Source organism: Mycobacterium timonense, assembly GCF_025821985.1.
Classification (GTDB): Bacteria; Actinomycetota; Actinomycetes; order Mycobacteriales; family Mycobacteriaceae; genus Mycobacterium; species Mycobacterium avium.
Window position 1 is genome coordinate 1 of sequence record NZ_JACKSY010000014.1, and the last position, 14,117, is coordinate 14,117.

General features: G+C 66.4%; 14 protein-coding genes and 1 pseudogene. 7 read left to right on the forward strand and 8 right to left on the reverse strand.

The genetic code is table 11. The features are described 5' to 3' along the window. Positions 1–97 precede the first annotated feature (97 nt). The 8 genes and pseudogenes from H7I87_RS04295 to H7I87_RS04330 form a co-directional block, all read right to left on the reverse strand. Positions 98–739, reverse strand: a pseudogene (locus H7I87_RS04295) (MlaD family protein); the annotation flags it as partial. Next, positions 739–1,761, reverse strand: a complete 1,023-nt coding sequence (locus tag H7I87_RS04300) for an MCE family protein (protein ID WP_009975066.1) — start codon at positions 1,759–1,761, stop codon at positions 739–741. The gene H7I87_RS04300 and the pseudogene H7I87_RS04295, both read right to left, overlap by 1 nt. Continuing rightward, entirely contained in the window at positions 1,758–3,020 is a 1,263-nt protein-coding gene (locus H7I87_RS04305) for an MCE family protein (RefSeq protein WP_009975065.1), read from the reverse strand. Before H7I87_RS04305 ends, H7I87_RS04300 begins: the two co-directional genes overlap by 4 nt. A 19-nt stretch (positions 3,021–3,039) precedes the next feature. Continuing rightward, complete coding sequence (locus H7I87_RS04310; protein WP_011723854.1) at positions 3,040–3,885, reverse strand: MlaE family ABC transporter permease; 846 nt, start codon at positions 3,883–3,885, stop codon at positions 3,040–3,042. 10 nt (positions 3,886–3,895) lie between these two features. Then, positions 3,896–4,714 (reverse strand): MlaE family ABC transporter permease, encoded by an 819-nt coding sequence (locus tag H7I87_RS04315; protein WP_011723853.1) that lies wholly within the window; start codon positions 4,712–4,714, stop codon positions 3,896–3,898. Between the two features lie 5 nt (positions 4,715–4,719). Then, positions 4,720–4,875, reverse strand: coding sequence for a hypothetical protein (locus H7I87_RS04320; RefSeq protein WP_155251434.1), 156 nt, complete (start codon positions 4,873–4,875; stop codon positions 4,720–4,722). 220 nt (positions 4,876–5,095) lie between these two features. Continuing rightward, positions 5,096–6,301, reverse strand: a complete 1,206-nt coding sequence (locus tag H7I87_RS04325; RefSeq protein WP_011723852.1) for a CaiB/BaiF CoA transferase family protein — start codon at positions 6,299–6,301, stop codon at positions 5,096–5,098. Beyond that, entirely contained in the window at positions 6,298–7,869 is a 1,572-nt protein-coding gene (locus H7I87_RS04330; RefSeq protein ID WP_011723851.1) for an aldehyde dehydrogenase family protein, read from the reverse strand. Before H7I87_RS04330 ends, H7I87_RS04325 begins: the two co-directional genes overlap by 4 nt. A gap of 252 nt (positions 7,870–8,121) precedes the next feature. Here H7I87_RS04330 and H7I87_RS04335 point away from each other — a divergent pair, with 252 nt between their 5' ends. The 7 genes from H7I87_RS04335 (at position 8,122) to H7I87_RS04365 (ending at position 14,113) form a co-directional block, all read left to right on the forward strand. Further along, positions 8,122–8,823: an SDR family NAD(P)-dependent oxidoreductase gene (locus H7I87_RS04335; RefSeq protein WP_003877305.1), complete on the forward strand. Its 702-nt coding sequence runs from the start codon at positions 8,122–8,124 to the stop codon at positions 8,821–8,823. Positions 8,824–8,881: 58 nt separating this feature from the next. Continuing rightward, entirely contained in the window at positions 8,882–9,082 is a 201-nt protein-coding gene (locus H7I87_RS04340; protein WP_003872980.1) for a ferredoxin, read from the forward strand. Positions 9,083–9,120: 38 nt separating this feature from the next. After that, positions 9,121–10,485 carry a cytochrome P450 gene (locus H7I87_RS04345; protein ID WP_009975059.1) on the forward strand — a complete coding sequence of 455 codons (1,365 nt, stop codon included), beginning with the start codon at positions 9,121–9,123 and terminating at the stop codon, positions 10,483–10,485. 93 nt (positions 10,486–10,578) lie between these two features. Beyond that, the gene (locus H7I87_RS04350) at positions 10,579–11,025 is read left to right on the forward strand and encodes a hypothetical protein (RefSeq protein ID WP_016705575.1); all 447 of its coding nucleotides are present in this window, start codon (positions 10,579–10,581) and stop codon (positions 11,023–11,025) included. A gap of 55 nt (positions 11,026–11,080) precedes the next feature. Next, entirely contained in the window at positions 11,081–11,971 is an 891-nt protein-coding gene (locus H7I87_RS04355; RefSeq protein ID WP_009975056.1) for an Rv1363c family protein, read from the forward strand. After that, positions 11,968–12,531 (forward strand): hypothetical protein, encoded by a 564-nt coding sequence (locus H7I87_RS04360; RefSeq protein WP_009975055.1) that lies wholly within the window; start codon positions 11,968–11,970, stop codon positions 12,529–12,531. The genes H7I87_RS04355 and H7I87_RS04360 overlap by 4 nt, the downstream gene beginning before the upstream one ends. Positions 12,532–12,748: 217 nt before the next feature. Then, a complete protein-coding gene (locus H7I87_RS04365) occupies positions 12,749–14,113 on the forward strand; it encodes an alpha/beta hydrolase (RefSeq protein WP_009975053.1) in 1,365 nt (454 codons plus the stop codon). Positions 14,114–14,117: the final 4 nt, after the last annotated feature.

The window sequence follows — 14,117 nt, forward strand, 5'->3', positions numbered from 1 at the left end:
CACCCTCTGCCTGGCGCGACGCCGTACCAACGTCCTTTACGCCCTCATCCGTGACAACCGCACCTGGCAACCCGAATCACCCCCGATCACCAAGTCGGCGGCTTGACATCTTCATTGAGAGTCCGGTGACATCGCCGGCGCTCTTGAACAACTCGCCGAGGTTCTTGTTGCGGCTGTTGAGGGTTCGCGACAAGCGGGTGAGCGCGTCGAAGGCCGGCCCCATCTGGGGTGCGATCTGGTCGAGCGTCGCAGCCAGCGTGTCCAAAGACTGGTTCAGCGCCGTGGTGTTCGTCCCGGCGGTGTCGGTGGTCAAGTCGCTGACCGCTTCGGTCAGCGAGTACGGCGACGACGTGCGCGACACCGGAATCAGTGCCATCGGGTGCATGGTGCCGGTGCCGGCGGACTCCAGCGTCAGCATCCGCTCACCCAGCAGCGTCCCGGTGCGGATGTGCGCGGTGGTCTCCGACCCGAGCAGGATGTTGCCCTTCAGCGCAAAGGTCACCAGGGCGTCGCCGCGATGCAGCTTCACGTCCGACACGGTGCCGACCTTCATTCCCGACACCACCACCGGATTGCCCGTGGCAAGGCCGCCGGCCTCGGTGAACAGCGCCTGGTACCTGACCATGGTCGCCCACGCGATGAACCGGTCCGGCGACAGTCCCACCAGGATCACCATCACCGCCAGGACGACACCGATGAGCCCAGCCTTGACGAGCCCAGATCCGCGATACTTGAGCATCAGGGTTCCGTGCACCTTCCAGCATCTGAACGGAATATGGGAGCTCGCACCGTCTTGCCCTGAAGGTCCGTGCCGCGCAGCTCCAACATGCATAGGTAGTAGGGGATGGTGGCGCCGTTCGCGCCGAGCCGAACCAGCTTGCGATAGTTCTTGGGCGCCTTGCCAATTGCCGCGTCGAGGCGGTCCTTGTCGTTGTCGAGAATCGGCGCCAGCCGATTCAACTGATCGATGGTTCCGGTCAGCGGCGGCCGCGCCTGGGCAAGCAGATCCGCCAGCGAGGCGGTTCCCCGGTCCAGGGCGTCGATGGCGGAACCGATGGTGTTGCGGTCATCGGACAGTCCGCTGACGAGACGCTCGAGGCGATCGACCGCGCCGGAAAACTGTTTGCCGTCTTTGGAGATCGTGCCGATCACGATGTTGAGGTTGTCGATCAGTTGCTGCACGGTTTGGTCGTTGTCGGCCAGGGCATTCGAGAACGACGTCGCCTTGGTGAACAGCGAGTCGAGAGTGCCGCCCTGCCCCTGGAAGACCTGCAGGAGTCCTGAGGTCAACGCGTTGACGTCGCGCGCATTCAGGCCCTGGGTAACGGGTTTGAGCCCGCCGAGCAGCAGGTCGAGATCGAGCGCCGGCGCGGTGCGACTGACGGGGATCTGACCGCCGGCCGGCAGCCGCTTGGGCGAGCCCGGACCGTCGACCAGTTCCAGGTAGCGATCGCCGACCAGGTTGAGGTAGCGGACCGCCGCCCGGGTGCCCTCGGTGAGGACGATGTTGCGGTCGGCGTCGAACTTCACCACGACCTTTTTGTCCGGCTGCAACGAAACGCTGTTGACCGTGCCCACCCGGATCCCGGCGACCCGCACCGACTGCCCCGGCTTGAGCCGCGACACGTCGGTGAACACCGCCGAATAGCCGTTCGTCGCACCCGTGCGGTACTGGCCGAAGATGAAGAACAGGAAGGCGGTCAGCATCGCCATCACAACCGCGAAGACGGCGAACTTGATCAGTGTGGCGCGTGTTCTCATCCGGGCATCCCCACCTGTGCGGAGTTGCGCGGCGGGCCCGCGATCGGCCCGTACAACAGCTGTTTGAGCAGATCGGAGTTGATCAGCAGCTGCGGGTTTCCGTATCCGACCGGGTTGGCCCCGATGTCGGTGATGAATTGCGGCGGGTTGGTGTTGAACGGCAGGGTCGGCAGGCCCATGCACTTGGGGCCGCCGGTGGCCGCGACCTTGGGCAGGTTCGTCGGGTAGCGATAGCGTTCGCCGCCCCAGGTGAGGCTCGCCGAGATGTTGATGCTCGGTTCCGACAGCGGCGGACCGTGCGCGATGGTTATCAGCCCGCCGAAACTGCAAGTGAGCGCCGGCGCGTACTCGTTGGTCAGATCGGTCGTCGGCACGAGTAGATGCAGCACGTTCGTCAGCGGTTGGCGGTTCGTCGACAAGACGTCATTGCCGATGTCGGCCAAGCCGATCGCGCTGATCAGCAGCGCGTCCAGGTTGTGCTGTTCGTCGACCAGTGTCTTGCTGATCCGGGTCGCGTTGGCCGCGGTCTTCACCAGGTCGGGCGCCGCGTCGGCATAGGCGTTCGACACCGTCGGCAGGACGGAGAGGTCATGGCGGAACGCGGGAAGGCTCGGCTCCAGCCGGGCGAGGAACGAATCCAGGTCGCTGAGCGACTGGCCCAGCTGTGGGCCGCGCCCACTGAACGCTTGGGCAAGCGCACCCAGGGACTCGTTGAGTTTCGGCGGGTCGATGTGCGACAGCACCGACACCAATTCCTGGAACACCGTGTTGATCTCGACCATGACGTGCTGGCCCTGCAGCGTCTGACCGGCGCGCAGCCGCTGGGCCGAGGGTTGGGCGGGTTCCACCAGTTGGATCGACTTGGCGCCGAACACCGTCGACGACGCGATGTCGACCAGCACGTTGCTCGGGATGAAGTGCATCTGCGACGGGTCCATCGCGAGGTGAATGGCCGCTTGGCCGTTGGGCAGTGATTCGATGGAGGCGACCTTGCCCACCTGCACGCCGCGCATCTTGACCTTGGCGTCCGGGTTCATGACCAGACCGGCTCGTTGCGAAATCACCGTCACCGGAACGGTTTCAGTGAACGAACCCTGAAACAGGCCCACCGCCACGGCGAAGATCAGGCCGATGATGAGGATGGTGGCCAGTCCGAGCAGGGGCGGCAGGTAATTCCGCCCCGCGGGCGGGTGGGCATGGCCCGGCCGCGGGGGTCGACCGGCGATCGCGCCGCGACCGGCTGGCACATTCTGCGTCACTGCCGTTTCACCTCCTCTGCTAACCGGAAAGGTTGAAGTTGCCGTTCGTACCGTAGATAGACAGCGAGACCAACAGCGTCACCGACACCACGACGATGAGCGACGTGCGCACCGCGTTGCCGGTGGCGTTGCCGACACCGGCCGGCCCGCCGGAAGCGAAATAGCCGTAGTACGTGTGGATCAACAGGATGGTCAGCGCCATCAAAATCGCCTGCAGGAAGGACCACAACAAGTCGATGGGGTTCAGGAACGTGTTGAAGTAGTGCTGGTACAAACCCTGTGACTGCCCCAGCAGGAACGTCGTGGTGAACTGACTGGCCACGAACGACAGGATCACGGCGATGCTGTACAACGGCGTGATCGCCAGCATCCCGGCCAGGATCCTGGTGCTCACCAGGTAGGCAACCGGCCGAATTGCCATGCTCTCCAACGCATCGACTTCCTCGTTGATCCGCATGGCGCCCAACTGAGCCGTCACGCCGGCGCCGAAGGTGGCCGCCAGCCCGATCCCGGCGACCACCGGCGCCGCGATGCGCACGTTGATGAACGCGGCCAAAAAGCCGGTCAGCGCCTCGATGCCGATGTTTCCCAGCGAGGTGTACCCCTGAATGGCCAGCGTGCCGCCCGCTGCCAGCGTCAGGAAGCCGACGATCACCACCGTTCCGCCGATCATCGCCAAAGTGCCTGCGCCCATGCTGATCTCGGCGACCAAGCGGACGACCTCGCGCGTGTAGCGGGTAGCCGCGAAGGGCATCCCGGCGAGCGCTTTGCCGTAGAACAGCGCATGATCGCCGATCCCCGCCAGCAGGGCGACCGGCCGCTCGAGTTGGCGGGTCAGTCGTGGGTATGCAGCCCTCAGCGCCACCGACAGCCTCCTACTTCGCCGTCATCTTGATGCCGATCGCCGTGACGACCACGTTGACGACGAACAGGGACATGAACGCATACACCACGGTTTCGTTCACCGCGTTGCCGACCGCCTTCGCGCCGCCACCGGTGATCGACAGGCCCCGATAACAGGCGACCAAACCGGCGATGAGGCCGAAAAGAGCTGCCTTGATACAGGAAATGACGACCTCGGGCACGCCCGTCAGCAAGGTGATACCGGCGGCGAACGCACCGGGATTGACGTCTTGCACAAACACCGAAAAGACGTAGCCACCGAGGACGCCGATGATGACGACCAGGCTGTTGAGCAAGAAGGCCACCAAACCGGAAGCCAGCATGCGCGGCGTCACCAGGCGCTGAATCGGATTGATGCCCAGCACTTCCATCGCGTCGATCTCTTCACGAATCGTGCGCGACCCCAGGTCCGCACACATGGCGGTGGCACCCGCACCGGCCACGATCAACACCGTGACCAGCGGGCCGAGCTGGGTGACCGCACCGAACGCGGCGCCCGCGCCGGACAGATCCGCCGCGCCCAGTTCACGCAACAGGATGTTGAGCGTGAAGCTGACGAGCACGGTAAACGGGATGGCTACCAACAGGGTTGGGGCCAACGACACCCGCGCGACGAACCAGGATTGCTCCAGGAACTCCCGCCACTGGAACGGCCGGCGAAACAAGTACTTGACCGCGTCGGCCGACATGGCGAACAAGGCTCCGACGGCCTGCATCGCCCCGGACACGTCGACCTTCAGTCGCAGCGCGGGCAACCCCGTAGACCATCGCTCGGCACGCAAATCCGCCATCGGCCTCAGACCCTCCCCAGCGTTACGAGACCGTCAGTCTTGTTCTTGGGCAACGGCTGCGGTAAATTCAGCAGAATTGACGGCTGTGAATTCGTACCGGCGACGGCGAAATGCCCGGCGGGCAGCTGGTTTTCGGCACCGATGGCCGCTGCTTCGCTCACGCCAGACCTCCGTTCTGTCGCGTGAGTTGGCGCCGCAAAACGAGGGGCTCCACGTCTTGAAGCGTCCGGCGATTATGACTCATGCCGCGTCCAGGCGGAGCGAAAAATGCATAACCGTTATCGCGCGCTCGGCGCTTTGCGCAAACGCGTAAGGCACCCGCGTGCCAACACATGCGACAGTCCGCTCAGGCATGTCAGGGCTGCTCCAGTCCGGTAGTGCTCAGGTGACGGCGCCGGCCGTCTTGAGTTCGATGATGCGGTCCCAGTCGAGGCCGAGCTCCATCAGGATCTCGTCGGTCTGCTCGGCGAATCCGGGGGCCGGCCCGGTCTGCGGTGCTGCGACGTCGAACTGTACCGGGTTGGCGACGAGCTCCAGCTCGCCCGCCCGCACGATGTACTCGTTCGCCCGGATCTGGGCGTCGTCGGCCGCTTGCAGGGTGTCCTGGACCGGCGCCCACGGCCCGGCGAGGGTGGCGAAGCGCTCGGTCCATTCGGCCAACGTCCGGGTGGCGATGGCCTTGGTCAGCAGTTCCACCGCGTCCGCCGTGTTGGCGGCGATGTTTTCGGCCGTGTCGAAGCGCGGGTCGTCGGCCAGCTCGGGCAGGTCGACATGCCGGCACACGTCGGCCCAGAACTTGGTGGGCTGCATCATCACGAAGGAGATATAGCGGCCGTCGGAGGTCGTGTACAGCCCCACCAACGGATTGTTCGGCGCGCCGTGCACTCCGGGCGGCGGTGATTCCAGCCGCTGGTGCAGATGATTGGTCAGCGCGACGGTGTGGCCCAGCGACCACAGACCGCTGCCCAGCAGCGAGACGTCGACGACGGACGGTTCGCCGGTGCGCTCCCGCTTGAGCAGTGCCGCCGCGATCCCGCCGGCCAGGTTGGTGCCCGAGATGGTGTCACCGTAGGCCGGTCCGGGCGGGGCGATCATTCCCGGCATGCCGGCGGGCGTGATCGTCGCAGCGGTTCCCGCCCGGCACCAGAAGGCGGTCATGTCGTAGCCACCCTTTTCCGATTCGGCGCCCCGGGGGCCGAGCGCGCTCCCTCGGGCGTAGACGATCTTCGGATTGACCGTACGAATGTCGTCGACATCGATGCCGAACTTCTTCCGGTGAGCGGGAAGGAAGCTCGTGAGGAACACATCCGAGCGGCGGGCCAACTCGTAGAGCACTTCCTTGCCCTCCGGCACCGATATGTCCAGCCCGATGCTGCGCTTGCCGCGGTTGGCGTGCTCGATGTTGGGGTTGGGATCGCCCTCGACGCGCAGCATCCCGGTCTGGCGGAGCCCACGCTGCGGGTCACCGGTCACCGCGTGCTCGACCTTGACCACCTCGGCGCCCCACTCGGCCAGCACGGCGCCCGCCGACGGGACGAACCCGTACATGGCGACTTCCAGGACGCGGATGCCTTCCAGCGGCCTCATGCGAGCGCCCCCTCGGCCGGCCCCGCGACAACGGCAAAGGTCTTGCGCTCCAAGAACTCTTCCAATCCCGCAACCCCCATCTCGCGGCCCACGCCGGACTGCTTGAAACCCCCGAACGGGCTGTCGGCGCCAAAGTAGTTGCCGCCGTTGATCGAAAAGGATCCGGTGCGGATCCGGCGCGCCACGGCCAGCGCCCGTTCCTGGTCGCCGCTGAACACCGCGCCGGCCAGTCCGTAGATCGAATTGTTGGCGATGCGCACCGCGTCGTCGTCATCGTCGAACGCGATCACCACGAGCACCGGCCCGAAGATCTCCTCTTGGGCGATCTCGCTGTCCGGGTCGACATTGGTCAGCAGCGTCGGCGCATAGAAGAAGCCGGGATCCAGCCGCTTGCCGCCGGTGACCAGGGTGGCGCCGGCGGCCACCGCCCGCCGGACCATGCCGTCGACCTTGTCGCGCTGCCGCTCGTTGATCAGCGGGCCCATGTAGGTCTTGGGGTCGGCCGGATCGCCGTGCCGGACCTTGGCGAAGTTCTGCGCGATCAGTTCGACGATCTCGTCGTGATGCGAGCGGGGCACCAGCAGCCGGGAAGTGAGCGCGCAGCCCTGGCCCGCGTGGGTGACCATGCTGAAGGCCGCGAACAGGGCCGCGCCGGCGAAGTCGGCGTCGTCGAGGATGATGGCCGCCGATTTGCCGCCCAGTTCCAGGAAGACGCGCTTGACGGTCTGGCTCGCGGCGGCCATGATCTCCCGCCCGACGGCGGTCGACCCGGTGAAGGTGATGACGTCGACGTCCGGGCTGGTGGTCAGGGCGACGCCCGCGGCCGGGTCCGACGAACTGAGCACGTTGACCACGCCGGCGGGGATGTCGGTGTGGTTGGCGATCAGTTCGCCCAGCGCCAGGGTGACCAGCGGCGTGTCCGGGGCGCCCTTGAGCACCACGGTGCAGCCGGCGGCCAGCGCCGGCGCCAGCTTGGCCAGCGCCAACTGGTTCGGATAGTTGTAGGCGATGATGGCGCCCACCACTCCGGCGGCTTCCTTTTCCACCCAGCGGTGGTGGCGCAGGCCGCGCGACTCCTTCTCGCCGAGGTCTTCGGTGAACGGATAGCTGCGCAGCAGGTCGGCGTAGAAGCGCACGATTCCGATCGGCTCGTCGAGCTGAGCGCCGTGGGTCAGCGCACGGGTTGCGCCGACTTCGGCGATGGTGAGCTCCCGCAGCTCGTCGGCGTGCTCGAGCAGCGCCCGGTGCAGCTGGTCGAGGCAGCGGATCCGCAGCTCGACATCGGTGGCCCATCCGGTGCCGTCGAATGCCCGGCGGGCCGCCGCGATGGCCGCTTCGGCCTCGGCCGTGCCGGCGTCGGGGGCGTGCCCGATCACCGCGCCCGTCGCGGGATTGATCGAGGGGAATGTCGTGCCGGCGGTGACCAGCCGGCCGTCGATCAACAGCCGGCGGTCGACATGGGCGGCGGGCGCGGCGTCGGCCGTCGCGGCGGTCGCTGAGCTCCCCGTGACGGGCTCTGCCGTGTCCTGGGCAGGCATTCCGGTACCCCCTGATGTGGTGGCGGTCACGATAATTTCATTCTCTTCCCCGGCGAATCTTACATTCGAGTTTCGATAATTCAAGAAAGTCTCAGGAATGAGATCGAGCTGCTGACCAGCGGCGCGAACGGCCGTACGCTGTGGATCCCGGCCTCTCCATGCAGGCTGGACGCGGTGTTGTGCGCGTGTTGCACGCCGCTCCGAACGGAGAGTAAGGTTCTCATAATTGTAAGGGAGATTCTTTGTGACTGAAATGGCGTCCTTCGGAGCAGAGGCCTCGAGATGAAGACTGCGGTGGTCACCGGCGGCGGATCCGGCATCGGGCTGGCCGTCGTCGAGCGGTTGCGCGCCGACGGCTTGAACGTCGCCTCCATCGACCTGCGGCCGTCGGATGCGGAGCTGGCTTTCACCGCCGACGTCACCGACCGGTCGCAGGTGGACGCCGCGCTGTCGGCCATCCGCGCCCAACTCGGGCCGGTGACGGTGCTGGTGAACGCGGCGGGCCTGGACGGCTTCAAGAAGTTCAACAACATCACGTTCGAGGACTGGCAGCGGGTGATCGACGTCAACCTCAATGGCGTCTTCCACACCACCCAAGCGGTGTTGCCCGACATGATCGAGGCGGGCTGGGGACGCATCGTCAACATCTCTTCGTCGAGCACCCATTCGGGTGCGCCCTACATGAGTCATTACGTGGCGGCCAAGTCGGCGGTCAACGGCCTCACGAAGTCGTTGGCGCTGGAGTACGGGCCCAAGGGCATCACGGTCAACGCCGTGCCGCCGGGCTTCATCGACACCCCGATGCTGCGCGCCGCCGAGAAGAACGGGTTCCTGGGCGACATCGAGGAGACCATCGCCCGGACCCCGGTGCGCCGGATGGGCACGCCCCAGGACATCGCGGCGGCATGCGCATTCCTGGTGTCCGAGGAAGCCGGCTACATCACCGGTCAGATCTTGGGCGTCAACGGCGGCCGCAACACCTGAGCGGTGGGGATCGGTCAGCGGCGCCCGGCAACAAGCACCAGGTGAGAGGAGACAGCCCGTGAAGGTTTGGGTGGATTCGCAGCGATGCCAGGGCCACACCCTGTGTTCGATGATCGCCCCGGATTCGTTCCAGCTCAGCGACATCGACGGCAGTTCATCGGCGATCGACGAAGTGGTGCCCGCCGACCGCGAGGACCAGGTTCGCGAAGCCGCGCAATCGTGTCCGGAGCAGGCCATCATGATCACCGACGACGCCTGAGCCGGCACCGACCAACAGACATCGAGGGAGACGAAGCGTTGAGTGTCGACGACGGCGTCAATGACAGCGACCGCAAGAAGAACCGGTATCACTTCGACCGGCATTCCCCGGACTATCGGTCGCGGTTCAAGGCGATCACCGAGGAGATGCACGCGAAGTGCCCGATGGCGTGGACGGACACCTACGGCGGGCACTGGGTGGCGGCCGGCAGCCACGAGGTCTTCGAACTCGCCCGTTGCCCCGCCGTGTCCAACGACCATGACATCAACGGCGAACGCCGTGGCTACAAAGGCATTTCGATCCCCACGGCCAGCCGCGTCAGCGCAGTGCGCGGCGGCATCCTGGAAATGGACGACCCCGAGCACCGCATCTATCGCACGGTGCTCAACCCGTACCTGTCGCCGGCGGCGGTCAAGCGCTGGGAGCCGTTCATCGACGAGGTGACCCGCGCCGCGCTGGACGAGAAGATCGAAGAGGGCAGCATCGACTTCGTCGACGACCTGGCCAACATCGTGCCGGCCGTCCTGACGCTGGCGATGCTGGGCATTCCGCTGAAGAAGTGGAAGATGTACAGCGAGCCGGTGCACGCCGCGGTCTACACGCCCGAGCACTCTCCCGACATCGAGCGCGTCACCGCCATGCACCGCGAGATGGGCCTCGACATGGTCAACAACATGCTCGAGATCCGCGAGAACCCGCGCCCCGGCATCGTGAATGCGCTGCTGCAGATGCGCATTGACGGCGAACCCGCGCCGGACCTGGAAATCCTCGGCAACCTGGGGCTGGTCATCGGCGGCGGGTTCGACACCACGACCGCCCTGACCGCCCATTCGCTGGAATGGCTGTCCGAGCATCCCGAACAACGACAGCTGCTCAGCGACGAACGCAAAACGCTGCTCGATCCCGCCACCGAAGAGTTCCTGCGCTACTTCACCCCGGCGCCCGGCGACGGCCGGACCTTCTCCGAGGACTTCGAACTCGACGGCACCGTGTTCAAGGAGGGCGAGCGGCTGTGGATCTCCTGGGCGATGGCCAACCGCGACCCGGCGGTCTTCCACGACCCGGACGAGGTGATCCTCGACCGTAAGGGCAACCGGCACTTCAGCTTTGGGCTGGGCATCCACCGCTGCATCGGGTCGAACGTGGCGCGCACCGTGTTCAAGTCGATGCTCATCGCGGTGCTCGACCGGATGCCGGACTACCGCTGCGACCCCGAGGGCACCGTGCACTACGAGACCATCGGCGTCATCCAGGGCATGCGCAAGCTGCCGGCCACATTCACCCCGGGCCGCCGGATCGGCGCCGGACTGGACGAGACGCTGGAGAAACTGCAACGCATCTGCGACGAGCAGGAGCTCGCCCGGCCGATCACCGAGCGCAAGGAGGCCGCCGTCATCGACTAGGGTCTCGACGAACCGTTGACTGTCGCGATTTTTCGGAGTAGGCCCTGTTCAGCGTGACCGCGCCTTATATTCGGGCCACGAACCTGTGCAGAGATGGGAGACGGATCGGTGAAGCCTTTCGCCGTGGGCCTTGCGCTTGCCACCGCCGCGTTGACTCTTACGCCGACCGCGCACGCCGACATGCAGGTCGGCAACTACCGGGTGGACACGGCCCGGGATCCCGGCCACAGCTGGATCTGGGCGATCAGACCCTGCAGCTACGATCGAGGACCGGAATGTCTGACGGTTGAAGCGATTCCGCAACCGAACGGACAAGCGGCGTGGTGGAAGTCGGACGCACATCTGTCCAACGGCCGCTACACCATGGCAGTTGACGTTCCCGATGGTGTGCGCTGCGTGGTCCAGTTCTTTCCCTCGCACGATGTTTACTCGTGGGACCCGGCGACGATGTCGGGTCAGGTCGATTCGACGTTCGACACCGGTTGCGGCGGCGGACCGGGGGGCAGCAACAGTTGGCCGTTCTCGCTCGTGCGATGGTAGCCGCGTGAGACCTATAGGAGTCAGTCGATCATGAGGGCGACGGGCAGCGAGCACCATGGCTGATGCGAAGAAGCCGCCGCACGATTCGGCCACCTCCGACGAGGACGTGAAGGCCTTGCTCGAGGAGGCCGAGGCCGAAGCGGCCGAAGCCGAAGCGCTGGCCGCGGCGGCGCGCGCCCGCGCCCGTGCCGCCCGGCTCCGGCGGGAAGCGCAGGCTCAGGCGGCGAAGGCCGCTGCAGAAACCTCCGAAGCCGACGAGCATGCGGCCGACGACGAGCCGGCGGAGACCGACGATGAGGTCTCCGACAGCGTGGAAGCAACCGACGCCGACGACACGGAGACCACGCAAGCGCAGACCAAGGAGGCGGCCAAGGAAGCCGAGCCCAACGAGGAAGCCGCCGAGGAAACCGCAGAGGACGCAGAATCGGAATCCAAGGCCCGCTCCCGGCGCCGCCTGCGGTTGCCGTCGTGGTCCGTGGCGTGGAAAGCGGCCGTCATCGCCCTCATCTGTGCTTTCGTCGCCGCCAGCGGATACATGATGTGGGAGCGCCATCAAACCTCCGAGCGCAACCAGCGCATCGCGAACTTCCTGGCGGCAGCCCGGCAAGGGGTGGTCAACATGACGTCCCTGGACTTCAACAAGGCCAAGGAGGACGTCCAGCGGGTGATCGACAGCTCGACCGGCCAGTTCCGCGACGACTTCCAGCAGCGTGCAAAGGATTTCACCACCGTCGTCGAGCAGTCCAAGGTGGTCACCCAGGGCACCGTGAACGCGGCGGCCGTGCAATCCATCGACGGGAATTCCGCATTGGTGCTCGTCGCGGCGACGTCGCGGATCACCAACGCCGCCGGCGCCAAAGACGAGCCGCGCAACTGGCGGCTCAAGGTGACCGTCACCGACGAGGGCGGACAGTACAAGATGTCCAAACTGGAGTTCGTTCCATGAGCGAGGACAACCGCAGCAGCGACGCCGCCGACGACTCTGCCGACCGGCCCGAACCCGGTCGGCCCCGCGCGCGACGCAACGTGAAAGTTGTTCCGATCGTTTTGATTTCGCTTCTGCTGATTTCCGGCGCCGGGACGGCCTGGCTCTACTTCAAGGAGTACCTGCCGGACAAGCGCACTGACGCCCGGGTCGCGAGCGCGGTGGTCAATGCGGCGTCCGACGGAACGGTCGCGCTGCTGTCCTACTCGCCCGACACGCTCGACAAGGACTTCGCCGCCGCCAAGTCGCACCTGTCCGGAGATTTCCTGTCGTACTACAACCAATTCACCGAGCAGATCGTGGCTCCGGCCGCCAAGCAGAAATCGCTGAAAACCAACGCTCGGGTGTTGGGGGCCGCGGTTTCGGATCTACGTCCGGACTCGGCCGTCGTGCTGGTGCTGGTCGACCAGAGCACCACCAGCAAGGACAACCCCGACCCGGCGATGGCGTCCAGCAGCGTGCTGGTGAGTCTGACCAAGGTCAACGGCAAGTGGCTCATCACCAAATTCGACCCGGTCTAGGCGCCCGGTGAATGCCGTTGCGCCGCCGGCATTCACTGTGCGCTGACGGCGACGACACGCTGACAACGGCCGCCGTGGCGTGACAGTCAACGCGGTGACTTCGCGCTGCGGCCCGCGGGCCACCCAGACGGCCTCCAAGAATCCGTCAAGGATTCCGCGAGGCCGGCATTCGATCCTCTTCTCAGCCGAACCATCGATGCGCCGAGGAGGAATCGCCATGCCGAGCAACCACATTTCGCTGGTGCATGGGTGGCTGCCGGTGGCGATCCAGGCCGTGGCCGGGATAACGCTGAGCCTGGCCGCCGGATGGCGGTCGTGGCGCTGGCGGCTGTTGTGGCTGCCGTCCGCCGCGGTTTTGGGGGTGACGACGGCCGTCGGGGCGCACCGCTGCATCAGCACGCGGGCCCCGCAGGCGCTGTTCGTCTGGATCGCGTTGGCCGGCATGGCGATCGCGATCCTGCTCCTGGGCTGGCGCGGTGCGCGGTGGTGGCGACGCGGGCTGTCCATCCTGGCCGTACCGCTGTGCCTGCTCTGCTCGCTGCTGGTGCTCAACCAGTGGGTCGGCTACTTCCAGACCGTGCAGAGTGCGTGGAGCCAGTTCACCTCCGGTCCGCTGCCCGACCAGACCGACAGGGCCACCGTCACCACACTGGCGGCGCGGGGCGCCAAACCGCCGCACGGCAGCCTGGTGCCGGTGCAGATCCCCGAGGACGCATCGCATTTCAAGCATCGCGAGGAGCTGGTGTACCTACCGCCGGCGTGGTTCGCGAGCTATCCGCCGCCGCAACTGCCGACGGTGCTGATGATCGGCGGCATGGTCAACACCCCCGCCGACTGGGTGCGCGCCGGCAATGCGGTGGACACCGTCGACGCGTTCGCGGCCGCCCACGGTGGCAACTCGCCGGTGCTGGTGTTCGCGGACCCGGGCGGCGCGTTGGACAACGACACCGAATGCGTCAACGGCAGCCGCGGCAACGCCGCCGACCACCTGACCAAAGATGTTGTGCCCTATATGATTTCGACTTTCGGCGTCAGTAAGGACCCGTCCCGCTGGGGCATCGTCGGCTGGTCCATGGGCGGGACCTGCTCGGTGGACCTGACCGTCATGCATCCGGCGCTGTTCAGCGCGTTCGTCGACATCGACGGCGACCTGACCCCCAACACGGGAACCAGGGAGCAGACCATCGCCGACCTGTTCGACGGCAGTGCCGACGCGTGGGCGACATTCGATCCGGCGACGGTGATCGCCCGCCACGGCCGCTACACCGGCGTGTCCGGATGGTTCGCGATCTCCTCGACCGGCTCGCCGTCACCGCGCCGCGACGTCGACTCCACCGCGATGGCGGTCGCGGGCCGGGCCGCCGCCGATCCGGGTGACCAGGCCGCCGCTGCCGCCTCGCTGTGCGCGCTGGGCCGGGCCAACGGCATCGACTGCGCGGTCGTCGCCCAGGGCGGACACCACGACTGGCCGACCGCCGGCACGGCCTTCGCCACCGCGTTGCCGTGGCTGGCCGGCCAGCTGGGCACTCCGGGGGCGAGCCGGATTTCCTTGCCCGGCAACGCCTCTCGGCAAGCGCTGTGACGGC